Annotated in this window: 14 protein-coding genes and 1 pseudogene; 7 read left to right on the forward strand and 8 right to left on the reverse strand. The window is 41.7% G+C overall.

The genetic code is table 11. The features are described from left to right. Positions 1 to 74 precede the first annotated feature (74 nt). From V7K73_RS12740 to V7K73_RS12765, 6 genes are all read right to left on the reverse strand, one after another. On the reverse strand, positions 75 to 584 hold the full coding sequence (locus tag V7K73_RS12740) for a CheR family methyltransferase (RefSeq protein ID WP_334880429.1): 510 nt from the start codon (positions 582 to 584) through the stop codon (positions 75 to 77). A 7-nt stretch (positions 585 to 591) separates the two neighbouring features. Further along, a complete protein-coding gene (locus V7K73_RS12745; RefSeq protein ID WP_334880431.1) occupies positions 592 to 1,050 on the reverse strand; it encodes a chemotaxis protein CheW in 459 nt (152 codons plus the stop codon). Positions 1,051 to 1,200: 150 nt separating this feature from the next. After that, a complete protein-coding gene (locus V7K73_RS12750) occupies positions 1,201 to 2,283 on the reverse strand; it encodes a hypothetical protein (RefSeq protein WP_334880433.1) in 1,083 nt (360 codons plus the stop codon). Positions 2,284 to 2,910: 627 nt separating this feature from the next. Continuing rightward, on the reverse strand, positions 2,911 to 3,240 hold the full coding sequence (locus V7K73_RS12755) for a XisI protein (RefSeq protein WP_334880435.1): 330 nt from the start codon (positions 3,238 to 3,240) through the stop codon (positions 2,911 to 2,913). Further along, positions 3,228 to 3,644, reverse strand: coding sequence for a XisH family protein (locus V7K73_RS12760; protein WP_334880437.1), 417 nt, complete (start codon positions 3,642 to 3,644; stop codon positions 3,228 to 3,230). Before V7K73_RS12760 ends, V7K73_RS12755 begins: the two co-directional genes overlap by 13 nt. 154 nt (positions 3,645 to 3,798) lie before the next feature. Next, positions 3,799 to 3,960, reverse strand: a complete 162-nt coding sequence (locus V7K73_RS12765; protein ID WP_334880439.1) for a hypothetical protein — start codon at positions 3,958 to 3,960, stop codon at positions 3,799 to 3,801. A gap of 500 nt (positions 3,961 to 4,460) precedes the next feature. Here V7K73_RS12765 and V7K73_RS12770 point away from each other — a divergent pair, with 500 nt between their 5' ends. The 6 genes from V7K73_RS12770 to V7K73_RS12795 all read left to right on the forward strand — a co-directional run bounded on the left by V7K73_RS12770 (position 4,461) and on the right by V7K73_RS12795 (position 11,755). Next, a complete protein-coding gene (locus tag V7K73_RS12770; RefSeq protein WP_334880441.1) occupies positions 4,461 to 5,480 on the forward strand; it encodes a cyclic nucleotide-binding domain-containing protein in 1,020 nt (339 codons plus the stop codon). A gap of 5 nt (positions 5,481 to 5,485) precedes the next feature. Next, the gene (locus V7K73_RS12775; protein WP_334880443.1) at positions 5,486 to 6,931 is read left to right on the forward strand and encodes an NHLP bacteriocin system secretion protein; all 1,446 of its coding nucleotides are present in this window, start codon (positions 5,486 to 5,488) and stop codon (positions 6,929 to 6,931) included. A gap of 176 nt (positions 6,932 to 7,107) precedes the next feature. After that, complete coding sequence (locus V7K73_RS12780; protein ID WP_334880445.1) at positions 7,108 to 8,385, forward strand: cysteine peptidase family C39 domain-containing protein; 1,278 nt, start codon at positions 7,108 to 7,110, stop codon at positions 8,383 to 8,385. Next, positions 8,355 to 8,825, forward strand: a complete 471-nt coding sequence (locus tag V7K73_RS12785; RefSeq protein ID WP_334880447.1) for an ATP-binding cassette domain-containing protein — start codon at positions 8,355 to 8,357, stop codon at positions 8,823 to 8,825. The genes V7K73_RS12780 and V7K73_RS12785 overlap by 31 nt, the downstream gene beginning before the upstream one ends. Continuing rightward, positions 8,809 to 9,153, forward strand: a complete 345-nt coding sequence (locus V7K73_RS12790; RefSeq protein ID WP_334880449.1) for a hypothetical protein — start codon at positions 8,809 to 8,811, stop codon at positions 9,151 to 9,153. Before V7K73_RS12785 ends, V7K73_RS12790 begins: the two co-directional genes overlap by 17 nt. A gap of 184 nt (positions 9,154 to 9,337) precedes the next feature. Further along, positions 9,338 to 11,755 (forward strand): NHLP bacteriocin export ABC transporter permease/ATPase subunit, encoded by a 2,418-nt coding sequence (locus V7K73_RS12795; RefSeq protein WP_334880450.1) that lies wholly within the window; start codon positions 9,338 to 9,340, stop codon positions 11,753 to 11,755. A gap of 276 nt (positions 11,756 to 12,031) precedes the next feature. On the opposite strand, the pseudogene V7K73_RS12800 reads toward V7K73_RS12795, so the two are convergent. Beyond that, positions 12,032 to 12,740 (reverse strand): annotated as a pseudogene (locus V7K73_RS12800) (ISLre2 family transposase); the annotation flags it as partial. 73 nt (positions 12,741 to 12,813) lie between these two features. On the opposite strand from V7K73_RS12800, the gene V7K73_RS12805 reads away from it, so the two are divergent. Then, positions 12,814 to 13,404: a hypothetical protein gene (locus V7K73_RS12805; RefSeq protein WP_334880451.1), complete on the forward strand. Its 591-nt coding sequence runs from the start codon at positions 12,814 to 12,816 to the stop codon at positions 13,402 to 13,404. Positions 13,405 to 13,578: 174 nt separating this feature from the next. On the opposite strand, the gene V7K73_RS12810 is transcribed toward V7K73_RS12805, so the two are convergent. Further along, positions 13,579 to 14,451 carry a hypothetical protein gene (locus V7K73_RS12810; protein WP_334880453.1) on the reverse strand — a complete coding sequence of 291 codons (873 nt, stop codon included), beginning with the start codon at positions 14,449 to 14,451 and terminating at the stop codon, positions 13,579 to 13,581. Positions 14,452 to 14,551: the final 100 nt, after the last annotated feature.

Raw genomic sequence — 14,551 nt, forward strand, 5'->3', positions numbered from 1 at the left:
CACTGCTTATTTAGTATAAATATATTTTAGCTACTGAGAAAAGGATTTAGCGATCGCACCTTTTTTTCCAAACCTCACAAAATCGCATTGCTCCCATAGCGGTTTCGGTCAACTAAAACTTCACCGCGAAATGAATTTTTACCATAAATTCCTTGCTGTGCTTTAGCGATCGCCTGTTTGCTAATATCAATGGCATCAATCTGAAACTGTGAGGTGGATAAGCCTGTTTCCATCAGGGCGATCGCTATTGAATAAGGTTCTTCACCAGTGGAGCAAGGTACACTTAACAGACGCAGTATGCCATGACCGGATTTAGTTAACCACTGTGTTTTCACAAAGTTGATCAGGAAATCAAATGATTTGCGATCGCGAAAAAAATATGTTTCTGGGACAACTATTTGTTCAACTAGTTCTGTAAATTCTTCTGAAGAAGTTTGTAAAAGTTGAAGATACTTTTTTAAGTCGCTTATACTACAAGCAGAGCAGCGATTCTCTACGGATTTAGCAATTTTCCTGGAACCAATAATATTACAATCAACGCCAATCTTTTTACTTAGGAGTTTTTCAATATCTGTCAATGACATCTGTACGCTATACTCCAGCTTCTAATAAATTAATCTGTTTCAAAATGCTAAGTAGGCGCTCTAAATCAATATGTTGAATCATCCCGGATTCATCCATAATCATTTTGCCCAGATAGGGTGCTTCACTTGTTTGAATACCAGATGCTAAAAATTCGCTTGTTGATTTTTTTACTGTTTTAATGACTCGTTCTGCCATCAAGCCGACATACTTAAATTTGTCAGATTCTTGAACAGGATAACTAACAATAAAGACGCGTGTACTCAGGTAGGATTGGCTTGATGTTCCTCGAATTAATTGACAAAGGTCAATCACTGGAACAATTGCACCACGATAATTAAATAATCCAGCTACATAATTTGGTACATGATGAACTTCTCTGTATGTTACTCTCGGAATCACTTCCACTACATAACAACTTTCTATTGCATATACATTACTGCCAATATAGAAAAGTAACATTAACATAATTGATTGGGAATTAGTAATTGGTAACTAGGTCTTAGCACATACTTTCGTAAGTTCATAGTGAATAATCTTGAAAAATCTCAGCGTACCTCTGCAACTTTGCGTTACTTTACTTTGCGTTTAAAAATGCTAAAATTTGAATGATTAATTTTAATGATTACCCATCACCAATTCCAATTGAAAAAAATCAATCAACTCTTCCAAAGATGTATCTTCATCTGTGGGTGTAGTTAATTCGATCTCTTGAATTGTCTGAAAAGTTAAATGCTTAAAAATTTCACAAGTTAAAATTGCCACCGCTTCTTTTGTCAGGCTGGCAATTTCCTGGGGATAACGAATGAGTCTAGATTTGGCAAAACTGACTTGAAAGCGAGCGCGTTTTAAAAGGCGTTGTCGGATATTCTCATAAAGTTCTGGATTTTCTAAAGCTAAAGTTGCAGTTGTTTGATTTAAAATAATGGGTATGACATCTGGATTTTCTTCTAAAAAAAGCAAGCTGCCTTCCTGATTGTAAGCATCTATGCCATCCATTCCTAATGAGCCAATATCTGCAAGGGCAATGATACAAGCTACAATTGATAAATCTCTGGTTTGCTCGTAAAGGGCAGGTTGATAAATACCTTGATCGGATGGATCGTAGATACAAATGGTAGCTTCGATAGCATCTTTAATAATCGATATATCTGCCTCTTTAAACAATACAGAATCATCAATACAATGCTCTTTTAGCTGCTGATTTACTCCTTTTATATAATTCAATAGTTTTTCAAAAGTTAGATTTTCACTTACCCCAGGTTCACGCCGTCTGGAAGTATAAGGCTGGGTTTGGGGAACAAAAATCTGAATCATGTCATGAGCAACAGCACACAGTTCTAGCAGCAGATTTATGCGTGTTATGTATTCTGCTGTAAGCTCGTTACCTAGTGACGCTTGCCAATAAGGACAAATTACCTGAAAAATGGCATTTGCTCGGCGCTGTACATGATTTAGATGTTCGCGGGTATGGTAGTAAAGCTGATTTTCAACAACTTCGCGGTCAAACTCTCCAAGCGCAAAGTTTTTTACTTTAGCAACCACTTCTGCAAAAGTACTGGGAAGCCAAGCTGAGTTCTCTTCTGAATCTTCTTGGAAGTGCCTATTATTTTGGTTTAGTTGCTTATCTATAGACAATACTAACTCTCCTAATCCGTGTTTTTGAGAACTTTGATGCTCGACAACAGCTATTCTCTGCATGAAAAACGTCGTTACGCTGTTGTCTTTGCTATTGTTCCCATCGGTAGGGGAATATCACATGATTTTATGAAAATTTTGTTAAGTTGTTTAATATACAGAGTAGCTAAGTACATATTTTCACAAGTCTGGGGGCGTGAGTATCATTAGAACTGAAAACTGGGTTAAACCAATTCGCAATTCGCACTCTTGCTACGCCCCGCTGCGTCCCTTGCGCGTCTCTAAGAGTTGAGAGCAATACTTCTCTTCGAGACGCTCCGCGAACGGCTACGCTCAGTACAAGTTCGCAATTGAATCAAGCCAGACACAACGGGCAGAGGGTTTTTATCTACCTTGGGATACAATGACTGTTTCTCTGACGAGACGCTAGCGCGAACGCGCCACAAGAGGGGCGAAAGCGCGTAGCGGGACGCAGTACGGTTTTAAACATAAAGCTTTTTTCATAAACAGGCGATCTGATGGATAAGTAGTGCGATAGCGAAGCGCTGCTGCAAGCAGATCGCTCTCTGGCTTACAGCATCATAGACATTTCACCGATAATTGAAAAGGTGCGTTAGCTTACAAGACAAGGTGATCGCTATAAAGTTATTATTTCCCTAATTACCGTAGATTTCCTAACTCTTATGTGCTTCAACTAACAGCAAAGTCAGTAAATTTTCGTTTGTATGGGGCTTTAAAAGCCAAAACTATATCTTGTTTAGGAACTCCAGCTTCTACTAATTCATTAGCCACTCCGATTTCCGTTCCATCGCGTTCGATCCAAATTTTGCCATCTTTAATTTCTACATAAATAATACAACCAAATATTCGCGTTAGCTCTTGCCAACCAATATTGATAACTTGATAGCGCTCGCGCTCAGTATCAAATAACAATTTGACTTCTGTCTGGCTATTTGAGCGATTTTTGGCATGAGTTTCCAGAATTTTTTGGACTATTTCTTGATAATTTAGTCTCTCCATATAACTATCTCCTCTTGCTCTGGATTAAAAATTAGTAATTTTAGTTGATATTCAGCAATTATTCTTTGAATAAACTTCCGACTAAAAAACTCATTATAAACATCTACTGGAACGGCTAAATACAAAATCCGATCCGGTTCAGTCAACCTCAATGCTGAACGGTAGTTGAGACATTGACCAAGAGCTAGGTGAAATTCAGTTACGTCTGAGGCTCCTAAAAAGGATTTTATCTCTACTGCTATTTTTTTACCAGTTTTTTCAGCAGCTAAAATTCTCTCTGCTGTTAAGTCTATGTAAAAATCAATATCCTCAACTTGAATAAATAGATGCTCGTCAGTAATTGTCCATTTATCTTTTTCGAGGGCTGTTTTAACTGTATTATGAAATATATCTTTAGCTGGCATACATAAATCAAATCTATTTTACCACTACTCATACCATAAAGCGATCGCCTACGGCACTGTCTCTGGCTTACGGCAGCTATCTGATGATGCTGCTGGTTTAACAAATAGAGGAAATTGCAACTTTTGACAAGCAACTTCTATATCAGCTAGGGTTTCAGCCTTTTAGCTGACGATAGGTTGTTGCTTTATTTAAGAAAACATGGTCTACTTGGTTTTCTGGTAAGAGATGAGAAAGGTTACGTGGCGTTTCGCAGTTCTTATAGTCTGCGTCTACTGTCGATTGAGAATAATCGGGTTGTAAAATACATACTTTCATCTTGATTTACCAGAACGGTAATTTGGTATAAGGAAGGGAAAAGATTGGGTTATTTTTGAGTGATTGCGATCGCCCTTCCGATCTGGGAACTTAATCAGGTTGAGGGGCGATCGCAACTGATTGCAGCGATCATAAATTTAAGGACATTTCGCCGCTGATATTTCAACATAGTTATAACTAAATATCATCTATTTGTTCCAAAATAAGCCAAATAATTATACTTTTAGTTCAGTGTATATACGTAAATGTTAAACACTACAATACTACTCTTCACATACAAAAATCCTAAGAGGTTGTTTGGAATTCAAAATTGATCGCGCAATATCTCGAAGTGAAGACTGCTATCCTTACCGAGAAGTAAGCTACAGAAGGTTTTCACGGCACAGGGGCTTCAGTTATTTCACAGTTACTATTGCTGAAGGTAAGTATGTATGTATTTATACGGAGGGCAAAAGACAAATATTTAGACAAAAATTTATACTAACTAATTTAGTTCTTAAATGCTTGACCAAGCGATCGCCTTTAAAGTTCTGCAACCCCAAGATTTTGCATTTATTCAGCAAACTGCAACTATAAAAGTTGTGGCTGTTGATACTGTTCTCATTCAAGAAGGCAAAGTAGGGGAATTCCTGTACATTGTCTTGGATGGCACACTGCAAGTCTCGATTTCACAGGGAAATAGCAATCAAGATGTCGAAATCGCTCGCCTCTCTCAAGGAGAAATTGTTGGCGAGATGTCTTTTATTGATGACCGTCCCCCTTCTGCCACAGTGAAGGCGGTCAATTCCTGCCAGCTATTGGCACTTCCTAAACAGAAACTACAGTTAAAAGTCGAACGAGATCCAGATTTTGCTGCACGGTTCTATCATGAACTTGCCATGAAATTATCTAATCGACTGCGAAATATGTCTAGTTTGCTGGCACAGAGCAAGATATTGCCAGGACAGTCCTTAAGAAAAGTTTTATATCTGTTTGCAGTTCTCAACGATAACGATATTGATTGGCTGACTACCTACGGCAGGAAAGAAAGAGTACAAAAAGGCACAGTACTAATTCAGCAAGGAGAAGCCGTAGAAGCTGTCTATTTCTTACTTAAAGGCGCTTTCGCCGTTGTAATTACTCTGACGGTGGACGGTCAACTGACAGAACGGGAAATTGCCCGCCGTGCCAGTGGCGAGATCGTAGGCGAAATGTCCTTTGTGGAAGTAGGAGTCGCATCAGCAACGATTCGCTGTGCTGAAAACTCCTTTGTATTAGCCATTCCCCAAGATTTACTACGGGAAAAGTTACAGCGCGATCGCGGTTTTGCTATGCGCTTCTATCGGTCACTGACCATCGTCTTAGTTGATCGGCTGCGAGACGATTTAGTTAGACGAGGGTTTGGCACCCAAGCCTATAACCAAGAACAATTTTTAGACAATGTGGAATATGAAGATGAAATTCCCCTTGATGTGTTAGAACTTACACTTCTAGCAGGCACTCGGTTCAAGTGGATGATGAATCGTTTGCGAGGGAATTAACGAAAATGACAGAATCACCTTTAGATAACACCTCACCCAATCCCTCCTTTGATGAAGCTTCATCCCCAGAACGCCTAGACCAGTTAATGCACGTTGTCAAACCCAAAGATTGGATACCGGCAGCAACGGTGGGAGGATTGACGGTGCTGGCTTTAGTATGGAGCGCAGTTGCTAGAATCCCCATAACTGTGATTGGGAAAGGTGTGTTGATTTCCCCTCAACAGACGGTAGAACTGCAATCAGCCATTGCTGGACAGCTAGAAACCTTGGCAGTCAAAGATGGGCAGTGCGTGAAAAAGGGAGAAATGCTGGCTGCTATTGAGCCGATTGAATTGGCTGAACAACTCAAACAACAACGAGCCAAACGCCAGCAACTGGTGGTGCAAGCTGCCAATACCGATTCCTTACAGCAGCAACGGACTCAACTGGAAGCAGAAGCGATAAAAGCAAGTCGTGTTAGTTTGTTGCAGCGACTAGAAGATAGCAAAACCCTCTCTCCCACACTGCGAGACCAAACTTTGCTGACAATTGAACAGCAGCGACGCAGCTTAGAGCAACGGTTCAAAGATTCACAGGCAATGATCCCGACACTAAAAGACCGTTGGCAGCGTCGGCAACAATTAGCTGCTGAAGGAGCGTTAGAGCAAGAATCGTTGATTACAGCAGAACGCGAATATCGGCAAGAATTACAAAATATTGAGGAGTTGCGAGTTTCGTTACAGCAATTAGAAGTGAATGGGACTGAAGTCAAACAACGCTATTTGCAATCTCTGAATACAATTAGCGACACGAAAACGCAATTGGAAGAGTTAGAAACTCGCAGCAAACGCCAAGAGATAGAAAATCTACAAGCCTCTAATGTCCGCAAAAATGACATTGCCGAAGTAGATCGTGCCATTGGTCAACTACAAAAACAAATTAGTGAGCGCAGTTTAATACGTAGTCCCCAAAATGGTTGCATTTTGGAAATGAGTGTCGTCCAGGGACAAGTTGTCAATTCAGGAACTCGGTTAGGAACATTGCGAATTCAAGGGGAAAGCACACCAAAGCTAGTTGGAATTACTTACTTTGATGTGAAAGATGGTAAGCAAATTAAACCAGGGATGAAGGTACAAATTACACCTGATACCGTCAAGCGGGAACGTTTTGGCGGCATTGTCGGTACTGTAAAAACCGTCTCTCCTTATCCTGTTAGCTCGACAAGGGCTGCATCAACCATTGGCAACCCAGAACTGGCTGACCAGCTGACAGACAAAACCGCCAAGGTGGAGGTGATAGCTGAACTTATCCCAGAACTTGGGAATGTGAGTGGTTTCAAGTGGTCTTCCTCAAAAGGACCTAACACGCAGATTACACCAGGGACTCCTGTAAATACACGGGTGACAGTGGAGGAACGGACACCGATTACCTTCTTGTTACCCTTTTTGCGCGAGTGGAGTGGAGTTCCGTGAAGAGGTGGGGGAGAAAGAGGGAGAGGGAGCAGGGAGCGGGGGGCAGGGGGAAGTTCTTCTCCTTGTCTCCAATGTGTCCAAATTCCTCTTTCCCCTACTCCTTGCCCCCTGCCCCTAATGTCACGGGATATCTTTTATTTGGAAGTCCCCTGTTCCCTATTATCAAATAAAAATTTATGTTCAAATTGGGGTTAAAACAACAAACTAAACAACGAGTCAGAACGCCGACACTTTTGCAAATGGAAGAGGTCGAATGCGGTGCAGCGGCGTTGGGGATTATTTTGGGATACTATGGACGCTTTGTACCACTGGCAGAACTGCGGCAAGAATGTGGGGTATCTCGTGATGGCAGTCAACCTGCTAATATTGTCAAAGCTGCAAGAAACTATGGATTAAAGGCAAAAGCGTTTAAGAAAGAAACCGCTCAACTAGCTCAGATGCGGTTGCCTGCGATCGCCTTTTGGAATTTTAGCCACTTATTAGTGGTGGAAGGCATCGACAAAGACCAAGTTTATCTCAATGACCCAGCTACTGGCCCCCGAACTGTTTCCCGGCATGAGTTTGACGAGACATATATCGGAGTTGTCCTGGCAATGGAACCAGGAACAGACTTTAAAAAAGCTGGACGCAAGCCGAGTATTTTGCTTTCGCTGTTAACGCGACTCAAAACTTCTGTTGGAGCCGTTCTCTTGAGCGTTGTGCTGGGCTTTTTGTTGGTGATTCCGGGATTGGCAATACCTGTTTTTACTCAGGTGTTCGTAGACCAAATTTTGGTAGAAGACCGAACGGACTGGTTACGTCCCTTGTTGTTGGGAATGCTAATTACAACCCTGATCCAAGGATTTTTATTTTCCCAGCAACGGCGCTTTTTGCGGCAGTTGCAAATTAAATTAGCTGCTAGTATGTCTAGCCGCTTTTTTTGGCATCTACTCAAGTTGCCTGTTGGTTTTTACACACAGCGTTTTCCGGGGGAAATTGGCGGTCGAGTCAAGCTCAATGACAAGGTGGCTCAGGCAATTTCTGGTCAAATGGCAGAGACGATTATTAATGTAGCTATTACCATTATCTACGTGCTGGTGATGTTTGCCTATAACTGGTTACTAGCAGCGATCGCTCTTAGCTTGGCAATTGTGAATATTGTAGTACTGCTGCGTGCCGGAGGCTGGTTAGAAGAACGCTATATGCAGCTTGATAAGGACTGGGGTAAGACTGAAGGAGTTGCCATTGCCGGAATTCAAAGTATAGAAACCTTAAAAGCCTCCGCCTTAGAATCGGACTTTTTTGCACGCTGGGCTGGTTATTTTACCAAGACAGTAAATACTTATAGAGATATGGCGGTGGTATCGGAAATGCTACAAGTACTGCCTCTATTCCTCACTCAGTTTTGGTTAACTCTCTTGCTACCGTTGAGCAAGAGGTTTTCTTGTTTTCTGGTAGCGTGCGAGATAACTTGACTCTGTGGGATACGACGGTTGCTGATTCGCAAATTCGTCGCGCCTGCATTGATGCCAGAATTCAAGATGTGATTATGGCTATACCGAGTGGCTATAACGGTGAATTGCTGGAAGGTGGTGTCAACTTGAGCGGCGGACAGCGCCAACGGTTAGAGATTGCGCGATCGCTTCTGCACAATCCCTCAATTTTGATTTTAGATGAAGCAACAAGTGCTTTGGATGGGGACACAGAACAATTAATTTACAACAATCTGCGGCAGCGCGGTTGTACTTGCTTAATTGTCGCTCACCGTCTCAGTTCAATTCAGGATTGCGATGAAATTATTGTGTTGGAACGGGGGGTAATAGTGCAACGAGGCACTCATAAGCAATTAATGCAGATGGGTGGATTCTACGCCGAACTGGTTCATGATGAGGAGGCAGATGATGATGATAAATAACGGAATTGCCCCAAGCCTCACCAAACTGCTGTCCGAAGGTGAAGTATTACTGCTAGATGACCCGCAACAGGTTTGGGCAATACAATCAGGGTCAATGGCAATTTTTGCTAGTCATCTTCAAAATGGCAGTTTGCAAGGCTCTCGACAATACTTGTTTACCGCAGAGATGGGTGAGGTACTGTTTGGATTTGTGACGGATGTCTCTAGTTTAGGACACCTTGAACCCAATCCTTTCTATATTTTGGCAGTTCCAACTACAGAGAGCTGCTGCGTTTTCAGCGTTGCCAATTTCATAGCGATATTGAAAAAGAGGCAAGGGAGCTCTTAGCAGGGAGCAGGGGGGATAGTTCAGATGGCGATTCGACCTCACCTGTTGCGTTAGCTTCCCGCTCTTTACGAGAGCCACTTAATACAAAAAGTGAGGAACTCAGACCCATGTTCCGCACAGATCCACAGGAGGAGGATGGGGTAATCTCCCCCTGCCCCCTGCCCCCTGCCTCTTCATTGACCCTGTGACAAATTTCGGGTCTACTCACAGTCTCCTAACTACTTGGTTTGAGCGGTTAAGTTCTGCTTTGAACAGTACAGGAATTCCTCTACCAGTACCAGAAATATCCGAGCAAACCCCAAGCCTTACTCAACTGACAATTTTAGATAACTTCCACGAGCAGTTTTTAGGTAGCTTGCAGGAACTTGAACAGCAGGCACAATTAGAAATGCTTGCACAGTTTCAAGCGCGGGAAAACTTGAACCGGGAGGCAACAGCCGGAGCGATCGCTTCTTTTGTCTCTCTAGTTGAACCCAAAGAAGTTTCAGCAACCTTTGTTGGCAACCCCTTGCTGGCGGCGGCTGGAGCGGTAGGACATGCAATGGGGATTCAAATTCAGCCACCTGCTCAATCAGAAAATATCAAGCGGGTGAAGGAACCAATGGATGCGATCGCCCGTGCTTCTCGGATGCGAATTCGGCGGGTGGTGCTGACAGAACGCTGGTGGCGGGATGATTGTGGCCCATTGGTGGGATATCTGCAAGCTGATAATACTCCTGTTGCTCTGTTGCTAAATGCCAAAAATCACTACGAAATTTATCACCCAATTACTCAAAAACGGATTCGATTAGGAGAAAAGACTGCAAAGTTATTGTCTCCCACCGCCTATATGTTCTATCCGCCCTTTCCAGAGAAGAAGCTGGATTTGCTGACATTGTTTCAGTATTCTCTGCGTGGTAGAGGGCAGGAATTGCGGAATATCATCTTTACGGGTATTGCTGGAACAATAGCTGGGATGGTAGTTCCCCAAGCTACGGGTATCCTCATTGATACTGCCGTTCCTGATGCAGATCGTGGTTTATTACTCCAACTCACTCTGGCTTTATTCGCTGCTAGTTTTGGCTCGGCTCTTTTTCGGCTCACTCAAGGGATCAACCTGGGACGATTTGAAATCTATTCCCTTTTGAACTTGCAAAGTGCCATGTGGGATAGGGTACTTAAGCTGAGACTGGCGTTTTTTCGTAATTATTCCTCTGGAGAAATGCTCTCTCGTGTCAATTCCATTACCCAAATTAGGGATAAGTTGGGTGCTGACAAGCTAGATGTTATTTCTAAAAGCTTTTTTTCTTTATTGAATTTAGGACTTTTATTTGTTTATAGTCCACCTTTAGCAGCCGTTGGGTTGGCAGTCGCAATTTTAACATCTTTAGTCACAAGTATTGCTGGACACTTTAAACGCCAGCAAACTAGCCAATTGGAAGAATTAGAAGGCATCATCGGCGGACTTACCATTCAACTGATTAGCGGTATCTCAAAATTGCGGACGACAGCAGCCGAAGAACGAGCATTTGCATTTTGGGCGAAGCACTACCAGCAACAGCTGAAACTCATGCAGACAAATCAGTGGATTGAAGATGGCATTGCCACTTTTAATATTTTGCAATCCAATCTTACACCCATCCTCATTTTCTGGATGACGGCTAGTTTGTTGAGTCAGGGTCAAACTAGTGGCTTATCAACAGGTACGTTTCTGGCTTTTAATACTGCCTTTGCTAGTTTTAACGTGGGGGTGACAACTCTTAGTAATACGCTCATTGACCTGTTGGAAATTGGCGTTTTGTGGAATTATGCCAAACCAATTGTAGACGAACTGCCAGAGGTGGATTTAAATAAGGCAGATCCGGGGCGACTTTCTGGTTACGTCAAGTTAGATCATATTACTTTCCGCTATCGGGAAGATGGGCCATTAAATTTGGATGATGTGACGATTGAGGCGAAACCAGGGGAGTTTATTGCTTTGGTGGGGCCTTCTGGTAGTGGCAAATCTACCACCTTACGAATGCTTTTGGGTTTTGATGTGCCGGAACAGGGGACGGTGTATTTTGATGGGCAGGATTTGTCTGGGTTGGATGTTTCGGCGGTGCGTCGTCAATTAGGAGTGGTACTGCAAAATGGGCGGATCAATAGCGAGAGTGTGTTTGAAAATATCAGTGGTGGGGCGTTAATTAGTATGGAGGAAGCCTGGAATGCAGCGCGGATGGCGGGTTTTGACCAAGATATTGAACAGATGCCAATGGGGATGCATACGGTGATTTCCGAAGGTGGTGCAAATTTATCAGGGGGACAACGCCAACGGTTACTAATTGCTAGGGCATTAGTGTTGAAGCCGCGAATTATTGTGTTTGATGAGGCGACTAGTGCTTTGGATAACCATACCCAGGCGATCGTAACTGCAAGTTTAGAGCGCATGAAAGTGACGCGAATTGCGATCGCTCACCGTCTCAGTACTATTCGCAATGCCGATCGCATTTATGTGCTTGAAGCCGGTCGGGTCGTGCAGCAAGGGAGGTTTGAAGAATTGGCGCATCAGGAAGGGATGTTTGCTAAACTGATGGCGAAGCAAAGCAAGCACAAGACCAACGCAGATACTTTAGTTACCTGATGAAAATTCGTCATCATTTAAATAACGGGAGCAACGCGATTTTGTGAAGTCGGATCAAAAACAAGCGATCGCTAAAAATGATATTTAAGTCGATGGTGATTTTATTTACAAATCAAATACTGCTTTACACGAGAAATCATCTTGATGAGGTATCTCAAAAAGATTGCTAGCAAGTCATTTGACAATTATTTCCAAAAATCTCTGCAACAAATTCGTGATACTTAGTATCAATTATGCGAGAAAATAAATTAAAGGGAGAATGAAGTATAAAATTTATCAACCAGTTTGGGGTTTGATAAAAGAATTAAAGATAGAATCACAAAAATTACCCCAACTTTTAGCTATCCATTGACAACGCAGATGTAACATAATTTCTGCATTATTCTGTAACCAAAACTTACTGTTTCCTTTCATGCGTAAATTAACAACTTGACGAATTAAACTTTCAACTGCGCCACTACCGAGAGGTAATTTTCGGGCCGCAACTTCGTTATATTTTAAAAGCCTCCAACTATCAAGCTTTTAAAATGTAATTTCGCTCTCTTACCATAATTTTACAGCGCTCTCCTGTTGCCTCGGAAATAAATTCACCCATATTTCTCATTAAATCTAGTGCCTGACCTTTCTTTAAAATTTTCCGAGATTTTTTAAACCATGATTGACGCTCATTATCTGTACTAAAAGCGGCATCAGCAAAATCTTGTAAATGTGATGCTGCGTGATAAAAGTCTAATAATTGATAAGTTTCAAGTGGGCATTTTAATTTTTTTAGTAAAGGAGGAATGTGTATCCATATCCACTCTGCACCATCAGCAATCAATAACACCTGCTTGGCTTCACTTATACCCAAATTTAGCAAATACATTTCTAAAATTTTTAGGAATTCTTTATAACCGGAATACGTGCCATCATTAGTAATAGGTATTGTCGATGTCCTAATTTTTTTACCTTCTTCATTTACTACATAAATTGTTAGTAACTTTGGTGCCATTCGCCCCTAACTCTAAAAATTCAGAAATTGACTTCTGGAATCGTTTTACAGATAGAACCGAACAAAAATGATTGGAAGTAAAAAAATGATAATCTGGAAAAACAAAACTTGCAGACACCCGAATGGTGTATGTGAAGGAGCAACTTCAAAATGGCTGTTTAGTATTGGCGCTGAAGGTATAGAAGAAGCCAATAAAATTAAACCACAAGATTGCGATGAATTACAAGATATGGTCGAAAAGGCCAATTTTTCATGGTCTACAGACCTCAAATTAAAATGGGCTGAATATGTCAAAGACAAAGCAGATTTAGAGTTTGAACCTTTTGGAGACGAAAAATCCAGTACTTGCAGTACTCTTATAAAGAGCCAAAGCAAAGAGAGTGTTATGAGTTTGCAAGAATTGAGTGGTTTATTAAGTAAATTAACAGAGGGCGATTTTGGCTATATAAATGCTATCCAACCTACTGGAAATGGACATGCATTAGCTATTTACAGAAGTAAGGATAATATCTACTTTTTCGATCCATACAACGCCATATATAATGTATCACCAAAGGATGCAGATACTCTGTCAAAACAAATATTTGACAATGTGAAATCCTGGGAAGATGTAGTTATTTTTTGGGGCAAAATTACGAGAACAGGACTTACGCACTGAGATCCCCCAACTCCCTTAAAAAGTGGGCTTTAGAAGTTCCCCCCTTTTTAAGGGAGTTGGGGGATCTAGGTTTCAGGCTTCAGTGCGTAAGTCCTAGAGAAATTGGCTGTGAAATTTTTTCATTGGGACTGAAAGCGCATAACCTTCCACGATCGCCAAAAGCTAACAAGACCCTTATTTCGGCTCGACTTGCAACACATAGCCTTCACAATGCAAATCAGCTGCCTGAAAGCCCAACTGTTCTAAACCTTGATAATGCTGCACACAAGTTTCTACATTCAGTAATCCTACAGTGGGTTTCATATAGTCAAATCGAGTTGAGAGGAGACTGGACAGAACGCACCCCATTATTTCAAATGGATTGGTTGGCACATATTCTTTCCATAAAGCTTCATTCAGGTTATTTTTTATCCATTCGGGTAGATGGATGACCGTCTCTATCGGGTGAGGTGCTAGAAGAACTCCTCCTTCGGTAAAGAGAATATCTTTCTGTTTCTCAAAGCGCTTAATCGCCTGTTCTGGGGAGAAGCAGTGTGGCCCAGAATCATCGACAATTAAAGTACCAGGTTTCACCCGTTCGATGTCGAGGATGTCTGGTACGTTGGTAGCGCCAATTATTAAAGTAGCGTCATAGATTTCTGACGGAAGTTCTGATGTTGATGTCGCTATTTTTATGGAACCTCGAAAACCTAAATCGCTGATAAGTTCGCGTTGAATATTTTGAATTGATTCCAGTTTACTGTAAACATCGCATAGGATAATGTTCGATGGATGCGGCAAGCATTTTAACATCAAACGCAGGGTATTAAGACCAATCGAACCTAAACCGATGAATGCTACTTTTTCTTGCTCTAAAGAACGGTTGCTAAAGAGTAAAATTTTCTTAATCGTCAAAACAACAGCAGAGCAGGTTGTAGCGTGTCCTGTAGTGATTGTCGGTAAATCATTACGTCCCTCAACAGCTTTGAGAAGGGCATGACCGTAATCCGTTGCAGAGGGAATCAAACCTGTTAAGGAAACAGTTTTAGCACCGAGTCGCCCTGCCATTTCTAAAGGGGAGCAATGCGATTTTGTGAGGTTTGGAAAAAAAGGTGCGATCGCTAAATCCTTTTCTCAGTAGCTAAAATATATTTATACTAAATAAGCA

Source organism: Nostoc sp. (genome assembly GCF_036916975.1).
Classification (GTDB): domain Bacteria; phylum Cyanobacteriota; class Cyanobacteriia; order Cyanobacteriales; family Nostocaceae; genus Nostoc.

Coding starts and splice junctions, on each gene's coding strand:
- V7K73_RS12790 (WP_334880449.1), top strand. CDS start 8,809: ATGATGATGATAAATAACGGAATTGCCCCAAGCCTCACCAAACTGCTG.
- V7K73_RS12750 (WP_334880433.1), bottom strand. CDS start 2,283: ATGCAGAGAATAGCTGTTGTCGAGCATCAAAGTTCTCAAAAACACGGA.
- V7K73_RS12775 (WP_334880443.1), top strand. CDS start 5,486: ATGACAGAATCACCTTTAGATAACACCTCACCCAATCCCTCCTTTGAT.
- V7K73_RS12755 (WP_334880435.1), bottom strand. CDS start 3,240: ATGGAGAGACTAAATTATCAAGAAATAGTCCAAAAAATTCTGGAAACT.
- V7K73_RS12770 (WP_334880441.1), top strand. CDS start 4,461: ATGCTTGACCAAGCGATCGCCTTTAAAGTTCTGCAACCCCAAGATTTT.
- V7K73_RS12780 (WP_334880445.1), top strand. CDS start 7,108: ATGTTCAAATTGGGGTTAAAACAACAAACTAAACAACGAGTCAGAACG.
- V7K73_RS12745 (WP_334880431.1), bottom strand. CDS start 1,050: ATGTTAATGTTACTTTTCTATATTGGCAGTAATGTATATGCAATAGAA.
- V7K73_RS12810 (WP_334880453.1), bottom strand. CDS start 14,451: ATGGCAGGGCGACTCGGTGCTAAAACTGTTTCCTTAACAGGTTTGATT.
- V7K73_RS12740 (WP_334880429.1), bottom strand. CDS start 584: ATGTCATTGACAGATATTGAAAAACTCCTAAGTAAAAAGATTGGCGTT.
- V7K73_RS12765 (WP_334880439.1), bottom strand. CDS start 3,960: ATGAAAGTATGTATTTTACAACCCGATTATTCTCAATCGACAGTAGAC.
- V7K73_RS12760 (WP_334880437.1), bottom strand. CDS start 3,644: ATGCCAGCTAAAGATATATTTCATAATACAGTTAAAACAGCCCTCGAA.
- V7K73_RS12805 (WP_334880451.1), top strand. CDS start 12,814: ATGATTGGAAGTAAAAAAATGATAATCTGGAAAAACAAAACTTGCAGA.